We start from the raw sequence: 9,845 nt of genomic DNA on the forward strand, positions 1-9,845 counted from the left end.
GCGCGGCCGGGGGTGACGGGGGTCAGATCGAGAAGCCTCCGTTGCTGAGCGCGAAGCCGGTGCCGATGAACGCGGCGACCATGCCGATCACGTTCAGCCAGCGCTCGTTGGTCGTCGCGGAGATCATCTGCGAGTACAGCGCGAGGGGCAGGCCGATCACGCCGAGCAGGGCGCCGGGGAAGTGGGTCGCCGGGATCCAGCCCAGGATCAGGGCGGCGACCCCGACGGTGATGGCGGCCACCGCCAGCACGTCCTGCAGCCGATGGGACTCCTGCGCGGCCTCGGTGCGCTCGGCGCGGGCGGGCGCCCGCCCCGCGCCGGTTGCCTGCTGCGGCATCGGGAACCTCCTCAGGTCATGGCTCCCGCGCTTGGGGCGCATGGTGAACGCGGGACCGGACGGACCATGCCCGTAAAGAGATTCCCTGCCGGAGCGGAGATCAACCGGCGCGGGCGGGCGGAAAATGTCGGCGGCACCCGGTACTGTCGAACATGGATTCGAGAACACCGGCTCGGTCCGGCCCCCGAGGGGAAGCGGGGGAGAGCAGGAGGTGCACACCGTGGTGACGAAAGCGGAGTTGGGGCTCATCGGGGACGCGGAGCTCGTGGAGGAGCTGTCCCTGCTGACGACTCAGACCGCCCGAATGCGCGCCCGCATGGCCGACATCATGGCGGAGCTGGAACGCCGCCGCTGCAGCAAGACGGCCGCCCATGCGCGGGCACGCCGCTGACGTCCGCCGTCCGCGCAACGCGTCCACCGGCGGCGGGCCACCCGGCCGGGCCGGCGCCCTGCGGTGCGAACCGGCCCGTACGCTGCCGACTGTTGGTAGCCTGTACCGGTCTCGTGGCAGGTGCGCCCGGCGATCCGGGTCCGGCGCCGCCGCGAGGGACGCAACAGCCCTCCTGTCACGGAGAGACCGTGACCGCCTGAGTCCAGAGGAGGTAGGGACACAGCATGCGTCGTTACGAACTCATGACCATCCTCGACCCCGCCATCGACGAGCGCACCGCGAACGCGGCGCTCGACCCGTTCCTGAAGGTCGTCCGGGACGGCGGCGGCACCGTGGAGAAGGTCGACGTCTGGGGCCGCAAGCGCCTGGCGTACGAGATCCAGAAGAAGTCCGAAGGCATCTACGCGGTGATCGACCTGTCGGCCGAGCCTGGCACGGTCAAGGAGCTCGACCGGCAGCTCAACCTGAGCGAGTCGATCCTGCGTACCAAGGTCATCCGCCCCGAGGTCCACTGAGCCCGGGCTCAGCCCTCTAAGCAGCCGGAGCGAGCCCCATGGCAGGCGACACCGTAATCACGATCGTCGGGAACCTCGTCGAGGACCCGAATCTCCGCTTCACCCCCAGCGGCCAGGCGGTCGCGTCCTTCCGCATCGCCTCGACCCCGCGGTTCTTCGACCGCCAGTCGGGCGACTGGAAGGACGGCGAGGCGCTGTTCCTGACCTGCAACGTCTGGCGGCAGGCCGCCGAGAACGTGGCAGAGACCCTGCAGCGCGGCATGCGGGTCATCGTCCAGGGACGCCTCAAGCAGCGGTCGTACGAGACCCGCGAGGGTGAGAAGCGCACCGTCTTCGAGATCGAGGTCGACGAGGTCGGCCCGTCGCTGCGCAACGCCACCGCGAAGGTCAACAAGACCCAGCGGCAGGGCGGTGGCGGCGGCTTCGGCGGCGGTGGCGGCCAGGGCGGCGGCGGTTTCGGTGGCGGCGGCCAGGACGGCGGCTTCGGAGGCGGCGGCGGCCAGCAGGGCGGCGGCGGCTTCGGCGGCGGCCAGCAGGGCGGCGCCCCCGCCGACCCGTGGGCCACCGGCGGCGGTGGCGGCGGCGGATACTCCGACGACCCGCCGTTCTAGTCGCGCCGCTCCGGCACGACCACGGCAACATCAAGTACACGTCCATTCCCGCGTGAGCGGGGCTCTCCCAAAGGAGCACCACGATGGCGAAGCCACCTCCCCGCAAGCCGAAGAAGAAGGTTTGCGTTTTCTGCCAGGAGAAGATCTCCTACGTCGACTACAAGGACACGGGCCTGCTGCGGAAGTTCATCTCCGACCGCGGCAAGATCCGTGCCCGGCGGGTGACCGGCAACTGCACCCAGCACCAGCGGGACGTCGCCACGGCGATCAAGAACGCCCGCGAGATGGCGCTGCTGCCGTACACCAGCACCGCGCGCTGAGGCAGGGGGTTATAGATCATGAAGCTCATCCTGACCCAGCAGGTCTCCGGGCTCGGCGAGCCCGGTGACGTCATCGAGGTCCGCGACGGCTACGGCCGCAACTACCTCGTCCCCCGCGGGTTCGCGATCCAGTGGACCCGGGGCGCCGAGAAGCAGATCGACTCCATCAAGAAGGCGCGTTCGGCCCGCGAGATCGCGACCGTCGAGCACGCCAAGGAGGTCGCCGACCAGCTCGGCGGGCTGCGCGTCACGCTGCGCACCCGGACCGGCAGCAACGGCCGCCTGTTCGGCGCCGTGACCGCCGCCGACATCGCCGAGGCGGTCAAGGCCGCCAACGGCCCCGACCTGGACCGCCGCCGCATCGAGATCGGCAACCCGATCAAGACGGTCGGCACCCACCGGGTCAGCGTCCGCCTGCACAGCGACGTCAACGCCACGATCGACGTCAACGTCGTCGAGGCCTGACGCTCAACGCGGCACCGAACGGCCCCCGCCCTCGCTCGGGCGGGGGCCGTTCCATGTCCGCGAACCCCGACCGTCTCGCCGGCACCATGGCCCGGCGCCGTTGGCGACTCGTCCTCTCGGCCGGCACCGTCCCCTCGGCTCCGGGCAAGGGGCGGGGTGGGTTCGGCGGCTTTGGATCCCGTAATGACTTGCACAAGGGCGGGGTGGCGGCTGTCCAAAACCCGGGGCCGCGTGCTGGGTTTCATGTGAAACGTCCCTGAACCGCCCTGTGTTTGGGGGATCGGCAGAGCGGCCATTACGTTCCGTGATCAGTCGATCGCCGGAACGAGGGGGGACGGTGTTGATCGCGCATTCGGGGGACGGCGCGGACGACCGGGAGCGTGCCGGCCGGCCGGTGACGCGCCGGGCGATCATCGGCGGGGTGGCCGGGGCCGGCCTGCTGGAGATGCTGTCCATGGCCTCGCCTCTCCAGAATGAGGCCATGGCGGACGCGTCGGCCGCGGGCCGCGCCCTGTTCACGGCGGAGGCCCCGCACATCTACACGCGCGCCCAGTGGAAGGCGCGGCCGCCCAGGAGGCCCGCCAAGGTCCTCGATCGGCCACCGGACCACATCATCGTCCACCACACCGCCACGGCGAACTCCAGCGACCGGTCCCTGTCCCATGCGTTCGCCCTGTCGCGGAGCATTCAGAACATCCATATGAACAAGAACGGCTGGGACGACACCGGCCAGCAGCTCACCATCAGCCGCGGCGGCATCGTGATGGAGGGACGCAACCGCAGCCTGAAGGCGATCCGGAGGGGCGACCTGGCGGTCGGGGCGCAGGTCCTGCACAACAACGACCACACGATCGGCATCGAGAACGAGGGGACGTACACGTCGCGGGCGGTGCCCGGCAGGCTGTGGACGTCGCTGCTCGAAGTGTGCGTGTGGCTGTGCCAGGAGTACGACCTCGATCCGTCCGAGGCCATCGTCGGGCACCGCGACTACAACAACACGTCGTGCCCGGGAGACAGGCTCTACGCCCGGTTGCCGGAGTTGCGCCGCGCGGTCGCCGTGCGCCTGGAGGGCTCCCCAAGTTCGAGCAGCGCCACCACGGACCCTGGCCTGTCGCTGTTCCCGCCCCTCGACGCCCTGACCTGACCCGGGCGCGACGGGATCAGGTGTCCGGGGTCGTATAGCGGGTCCGGCGGCGGGCGATCTCGGGGTCGATGCCCTCGATCAGGGACCAGATGCCCGCGACCCGTTCCACGAGGGTCTCCGGAGGCAGCCCGGCCAGGCCCTCGGCCGCCAGGTCGTCGATCGCCTGCGTCAGCCGGGCCATCCGCTCGCCGTGTGTGGAACACATGTTCGAATAGTAGCGGGTGGGGCGGCCGGTGCGGGTGCGATTTCGCCGAATCGGGCTAGCGGACGGCGCCGGTGACGAGCCAGCGGTCACCGCATGCGCGCAGGCCGAGGGTGATCCCGCGGGTCAGCATCCACAGGCCGATCGCGGACCAGAGCCCGATGAGGCCGGCGTCCGCCCGGTACAGGCCGATCGCGGCGGGCAGGAAGACGACGGTCGCGACGAGCGTCGTCACGGCGAGGTAGGCGCCGTCTCCGGCGCCGATCAGGATGCCGTCCAGGACGAACACCACGCCCGCGAGGGGTTGCAGCAGCGCGACGAGGAGCAGCGAGGCGAGCAGGAGGTCCCGGACGTCGCCGTCCGCGGTGAACAGGCCCGGCAGCCAGGGGCGCACGGCGAGGATGGCCAGCCCGAACACGATGCCGCAGCCGATGCCCCACCACACCATCCGGCGCGTGACGGCGCGCGTACCCGTGATGTCGGACGCGCCCAGGTAGCGTCCGGTGATGGCCTGCCCGGCGATCGCGATGGCGTCGAGCGCGAACGCCAGCAGCGTCCACACCTGGAAGCCGACCTGGTAGGCGGCGATCTCCGCGTCCCCCATGCGGGCGGCGATGGACGTCCCGACGATGAGGACGATGCGGAGCGCCGCCGTCCGGACGAGGAGGCCGAAGCCCGCCTTGGCCGACGTCCGCAACCCGTCCAGATCGGGACGGACCGAGGCCCCGTGCCGGCGCGCCGCGCGCAGGACGACGGCCGCGTAGACGGCCGCGCTGCCGGTCTGGGCGATCACGGTGCCCCAGGCCGAACCCGCGATCCCCCAGTTCAGGACGATCACGAACACTGCGGTGAGCAGCAGGTTCACCGAGAACCCGCCGACGGCGACGAGGAGCGGCGTGCGCGTGTCCTGCAGGCCGCGCAGGACGCCGGTGCCGGCGAGCACGAGCAGCATCGACGGGATGCCGAAGAGGCTCACCCTGAGGTAGGTCTCGGCGTACGGCGTCACGGTGGGGGACGCGCCGAACGCGTCCACGATCCCGGGGACGAGCGGCCAGCCGGCGGCGATCAGCGCCGCTCCGATGGCGACCGCGAGCCACATCCCGTCGATGCCCTGCCTGATCGCGGCCGGCATGTTCCCGGCGCCGACCTGCCGCGCGACCCCGGCGGTCGTCCCGTAGGCGAGGAAGACGCACAGGTAGACGAGGGTGTTGAGGGCCTGTCCCGCGACGCCGAGCCCGCCGAGCTGGGCGGTGCCGAGGTGCCCGACGATGGCCGAGTCCGACAGCAGGAACAGGGGTTCGGCGACGAGCGCTCCGAAGGCCGGCACGGCCAGGCGTAGGATCTCGCGGTCTTGCGCGGTCGCGAGCCGCCGGGATGTCGTCACCGCGTCGAGGCTATCACCGGCGTAACTGTCCTAAAGACTTCAAGCCTTACATCGCCGCGCCGGGCCGACTTTCTTTCCCGCACAGCCGGTGGATGACGTTACCGCAGGTCAAGGTGTGGTCGTGTGCGTCGTCCACGGAGAATCCACAGAGTTGTCCACAGGTCGTGCACAACCTATGCGGCGTGTCTGCACAGGGAGTCCACAGGGTTGTCCACAGGCGGCTTTGCTCAGGGAGGCGCGGGCTCGGGAGAATGTCCGACGCGTCAGATAGACGTGGGGTGAACGGTCGGCGATGGGCGGACGGGGCCGCCGGCGGGCCGAGACGAAGGGGGTGCGACGGTGAGCGTGGCCGACATCGGACCGCAGGAGCACGAGTTCGAGCGCACCCCGCCGCACGACATCTCGGCGGAGCAGGGCGTGCTCGGCGGCATGCTGCTGTCCCAGGACGCCATCGCCGAGGTCGTCGAGTTGCTGCGCACGCCCGACTTCTACCGTCCCGCGCACCAGATCATCTACGACGTCATCCTCGACCTGTACGGCCGCGGCGACCCGGCCGACGCGGTCACCGTCGCCGGCGAGCTGACCAAGAACGGCGAGATCGCCCGCATCGGGGGCGCCCCCTACCTGCACACCCTCATCTCCCTGGTGCCCACGGCGGCCAACGCCGGGTACTACGCGAAGATCGTCCACGAGCGCTCGATCCTGCGCCGGCTGGTCGAGACCGGCACCCGCATCGTCCAGATGGGCTACGCCGCCGACGGCGCCGACGCCGACGACGTCCTCGACCGCGCCCAGGCCGAGGTCTTCGCCATCGCCGAGAAGCGCGCCGGCGAGGACTACGTCGCCCTCTCGGAGATCATGCCCGGCGCCCTGGACGAGATCGAGGCCATCGGCAGCCGCGGCGGTCAGATGGTCGGCTGCCCCACCGGCTTCGCCGACCTCGACGCCCTCACCAACGGCCTGCACCCCGGCCAGATGATAGTGGTGGCCGCCCGCCCTGCCATGGGGAAGGCGCTAGAACTGGCCACCCCCCTGCCGACCCCCACGGGTTGGACGACGATGGGCGAAGTGGCGGTCGGCGATCACCTGCTCGGCCCCGACGGCAGGCCGACCCGCGTCGTCGCCGCCACCGAGGTGATGCACGGCCGTCCCTGCTACGAGATCGAGTTCTCGGACGGCGAGGTCATCATCGCCGACGCCGAGCACCAATGGCGCACCACCACGACCCCGTCACCGCGCGCGGAGGAGATCGGTCCCGCCGTCCGCGAGTCCTCCGGCCAGACGCCGGGGGACTTCGAGGAGATCCTCCGCATGGCGGTCGCCGGGGCGCGCGCCGGCGAGTTCGGACGAGCAGGGCTCGGCGCCGAGTCGGCGGCGAGCAATTCGAGCTTCACCCATTTCTTCGGCACCACGAGAAGCGTCGGCCTCTGGCCGACTAAGGAGATCAGGGCGCAAGCCGGAAGGCCGAGCGGGCACCGCCCACTGTCCACCGGCAAGACGCACCACCCCCACAAGTCCGGCGCCCCCGGGACGTCGACGGATCTCGGTCACAGTCGGTCGGCCTGCATCGCGGCGGAGCCGGAGAGCACGCCCCATCCGCATGAGGGGCATCATTCGCTGATCCGGGGCCGCGACGGCGCCATGGCCGCGTCCCCAGAAGTCGGTCGATCGGCGTTCGCCGGGCGCGCCGCCATCCGAACGACCGAGGAGATCTTCGCGACGCTGCGGCAGGAGGAAGGTCTCGTCCACGCCGTGGAGGTCGCCGGCGCCTTCGACCTCCCCGAGGCCGACCTCCCCATCGACCCCTACGTCCTCGGCGTGTGGCTCGGCGCGGGAGAACCCGGTGCCGACCAGATCACGTGCCTGGACGGCGACGTCATCGCCCAGATCGAGGCGACCGGCCAGCAGATCGCACCCGACCTGCTTCCCGGCTGCTATCTCCTGCCCGGAGTGCGCCCTCACCTGGAGTCCCTCGGCCTGCTGTCGGACGCGCACGTCCCGGCCGGTTACCTGCGGGCGTCCATGACTCAGCGGCGGGCTCTACTCGCCGGCCTGCTCGACATCCGCGGTCACGTCTCTGCCGACGGACGCATCGACCTCCTCTTCTCGTCCGCCCGTCTCGCCGAAGGAGTGCACGAACTCCTCCTCGGCCTCGGGCACCGCGCCGAACTGACGACCGGCCCAGCAGGGGACGCCGACGACGAGCCGGTGCACGAGGTCACCTTCACTCCCGCCGAGACGGTGTTCCGGCTGCCGCGCAAGGCGGCCCGGCAGCGCACGGTCGTCCCCGCGGACGCCGGGGTCCGCCACATCGTCGACGTCCGTCCCGTCGAGAGCGTGCCGGTGCGGTGCGTCCAGGTCGACAACGACGACCACATGTACCTCGCGGGGCGGCACTGCGTACCGACGCACAACTCGACGCTCGCGCTCGACTTCGCCCGCGCCGCCTCCATCAAGCATGGCCTGACCTCGGCGTTCTTCAGCCTGGAGATGGGGCGCAACGAGATCACGATGCGGCTGCTGTCCGCCGAGGCTCGGGTGGCGCTGCACGCGATGCGGTCCGGCACCATGCAGGACGAGGACTGGACGCGCCTCGCCCGCCGCATGAGCGAGGTCGCCGAGGCACCGCTGTTCATCGACGATTCGCCCAACATGTCGATGATGGAAATCCGCGCGAAGTGCCGGCGGCTCAAGCAGCAGCACGACCTGCGCCTCGTCATCATCGACTACCTGCAGCTGATGACGTCCGGCAAGCGGGTGGAGAGCCGCCAGGTCGAGGTCTCGGAGTTCTCCCGCTCGCTGAAGCTCCTCGCCAAGGAACTGGGCGTCCCGGTCATCGCGCTCTCCCAGCTCAACCGAGGCCCCGAGCAGCGAACGGACAAGAAGCCCATGGTGTCCGACCTTCGCGAATCGGGATGTGTCACGGCTTCCACACGGATCATGCGGGCGGACACCAATGAACAGGTCACCATGGGCGAGCTCGTGGCGAGTGGCGCGAGGGACGTCCCCGTATGGGCGCTCGATGAGCGCCTGAAGTACGTGCCCCGAACCATGACACACGCGTTCTCCAGTGGACGTCGAGAAGTCTTCCGCGTCTCGCTGGCCTCCGGTAAGGAGGTCGAGGCCACCGCCAACCATCCCTTCCTCACCTATCACGGCTGGCAGCCGCTCGGTGAGCTTGCGCCCGGTTCGCGCGTCGCAACCTCCAGGCATGTGCCACCGCCGCTGGAGCCAACGGCATGGCCCGAGGCGCGCGTGGTCATGTTGGCGCACCTCATCGGCGACGGATCTTTCGTCAGGCGTCAACCGATCCGCTACTCCAGTAAGGACGAGGCATGTCTTCAGGCCGTCACCGAAGCGGCCGGGCACTTCGGCATCACCGCGGTCCGGGACGACCACGAGGCAGCGCGGGTGACCACGCTCCGGTTGCCGGCGCCATACCGCCTGACTCACGGTCGCCGAAATCCGATCGTCGAGTGGCTTGACGAACTCGGACTTTTCGGAAGGCGTTCGCATGAGAAGTTCGTCCCGGCGCCGGTCTTCAGCCTTCCCAAGGAGCAGGTGGCGCTTTTCCTCAAGCATCTCTGGGCCACGGACGGCTGCGTGCACTGGGATGCAAAGAACGGCCAATGCCGTGTCTACTACGCCGCCACGAGCAGGCAACTCGTGGAGGACGTCTCCACCTTGCTGCTGCGATTCGGGATTCTCTCGCGCATCAAGAGCGTCACGAAGGGTTCCTATCGCCGCGGGTATCAGCTCCACCTCTACGGCGCGGAGAACCAGCTCGCGTTCTTCGACGCCGTCGGGGTCCATGGGGCGCGCGGTGTCATAGCCGCGTCCGCCGCCGACCTGCTCCGCGGAATTCGGTCGAACACCAATCGTGACACCGTTCCCCGAGAAGTGTGGGACGACGTCCGGAGTATTCTCGCCGATCGTGGCATGACCCATAGGGAGTTCTCTGCCGCAATCGGCACCCAGTTCTGTGGGAGTGCACTGTGGAAGCGTGCACCGAGCCGTGAGCGGCTCGGGCGCGTTGCGACTGTACTGGGCAGCGCCGAACTGGAACTGCTGTGCACCAACGACGTGTTCTGGGATGAGATAGTAGAGATCGAGAGCATCGGTGAACAGGACGTCTACGATGCCACGGTGCTCGGCCTCCATAATTTCGTGGCGAACGGAATTTCTCTCCATAACAGTATTGAGCAGGATGCGGACATGGTGATCCTGCTGCACCGCGAGGACGCCTACGAAAAGGAGTCGCCGCGCGCCGGCGAGGCCGACCTGATCGTCGCCAAGCACCGCAACGGCCCGACGGCCACCGTCACCGTCGCCTTCCAGGGCCACTACAGCCGCTTCGTAGACATGGCCCAGTGACCGCCGTCCACCCGGCATCGCATCCCCCACCTCACGTCCGGGCTGGCTTGCCATTGTTGATGCGAGACGTTGGCTTGTGCGCCTGGGGGTCGGGGGTGTGGG

The 9,845-nt window shown here is 69.7% G+C and carries 10 protein-coding genes; 7 read left to right on the plus strand and 3 right to left on the minus strand.

Features of this window, described 5'->3' with window-relative positions; translation table 11 throughout:
* Positions 1 to 22: 22 nt before the first annotated feature.
* Entirely contained in the window at positions 23 to 337 is a 315-nt protein-coding gene (locus E1284_RS34565; protein WP_207924117.1) for a hypothetical protein, read from the minus strand.
* 220 nt (positions 338 to 557) lie between these two features.
* On the opposite strand from E1284_RS34565, the gene E1284_RS42010 reads away from it, so the two are divergent.
* The 6 genes from E1284_RS42010 (at position 558) to E1284_RS34590 (ending at position 3,783) form a co-directional block, all read left to right on the plus strand.
* Positions 558 to 728, plus strand: coding sequence for a hypothetical protein (locus E1284_RS42010; RefSeq protein ID WP_165965538.1), 171 nt, complete (start codon positions 558 to 560; stop codon positions 726 to 728).
* A gap of 224 nt (positions 729 to 952) precedes the next feature.
* Positions 953 to 1,243, plus strand: coding sequence for a 30S ribosomal protein S6 (rpsF, locus tag E1284_RS34570; RefSeq protein WP_131944370.1), 291 nt, complete (start codon positions 953 to 955; stop codon positions 1,241 to 1,243).
* A gap of 38 nt (positions 1,244 to 1,281) precedes the next feature.
* Positions 1,282 to 1,854, plus strand: coding sequence for a single-stranded DNA-binding protein (locus E1284_RS34575; RefSeq protein WP_131944371.1), 573 nt, complete (start codon positions 1,282 to 1,284; stop codon positions 1,852 to 1,854).
* An 83-nt stretch (positions 1,855 to 1,937) separates the two neighbouring features.
* Complete coding sequence (gene rpsR / locus E1284_RS34580) at positions 1,938 to 2,174, plus strand: 30S ribosomal protein S18 (protein ID WP_019631633.1); 237 nt, start codon at positions 1,938 to 1,940, stop codon at positions 2,172 to 2,174.
* Positions 2,175 to 2,192: 18 nt separating this feature from the next.
* Positions 2,193 to 2,639: a 50S ribosomal protein L9 gene (rplI, locus tag E1284_RS34585; protein WP_131944372.1), complete on the plus strand. Its 447-nt coding sequence runs from the start codon at positions 2,193 to 2,195 to the stop codon at positions 2,637 to 2,639.
* Between the two features lie 337 nt (positions 2,640 to 2,976).
* Complete coding sequence (locus E1284_RS34590; protein ID WP_424923524.1) at positions 2,977 to 3,783, plus strand: peptidoglycan recognition protein family protein; 807 nt, start codon at positions 2,977 to 2,979, stop codon at positions 3,781 to 3,783.
* A gap of 16 nt (positions 3,784 to 3,799) precedes the next feature.
* Here the strand turns inward: E1284_RS34590 and E1284_RS34595 are convergent, their stop codons facing one another.
* Both E1284_RS34595 and E1284_RS34600 read right to left on the minus strand, forming a co-directional pair.
* Positions 3,800 to 3,988 carry a hypothetical protein gene (locus tag E1284_RS34595; protein WP_131944373.1) on the minus strand — a complete coding sequence of 63 codons (189 nt, stop codon included), beginning with the start codon at positions 3,986 to 3,988 and terminating at the stop codon, positions 3,800 to 3,802.
* Positions 3,989 to 4,043: 55 nt separating this feature from the next.
* Complete coding sequence (locus E1284_RS34600) at positions 4,044 to 5,369, minus strand: MATE family efflux transporter (RefSeq protein ID WP_131944374.1); 1,326 nt, start codon at positions 5,367 to 5,369, stop codon at positions 4,044 to 4,046.
* Between the two features lie 339 nt (positions 5,370 to 5,708).
* Between E1284_RS34600 and E1284_RS34605 the strand changes: the two genes are divergently transcribed.
* Positions 5,709 to 9,743 carry a replicative DNA helicase gene (locus E1284_RS34605; RefSeq protein WP_131944375.1) on the plus strand — a complete coding sequence of 1,345 codons (4,035 nt, stop codon included), beginning with the start codon at positions 5,709 to 5,711 and terminating at the stop codon, positions 9,741 to 9,743.
* The last annotated feature ends 102 nt before the right edge of the window (positions 9,744 to 9,845 follow it).

The sequence above is a fragment of the Actinomadura bangladeshensis genome, from assembly GCF_004348335.1.
GTDB lineage: Bacteria > Actinomycetota > Actinomycetes > Streptosporangiales > Streptosporangiaceae > Spirillospora > Spirillospora bangladeshensis.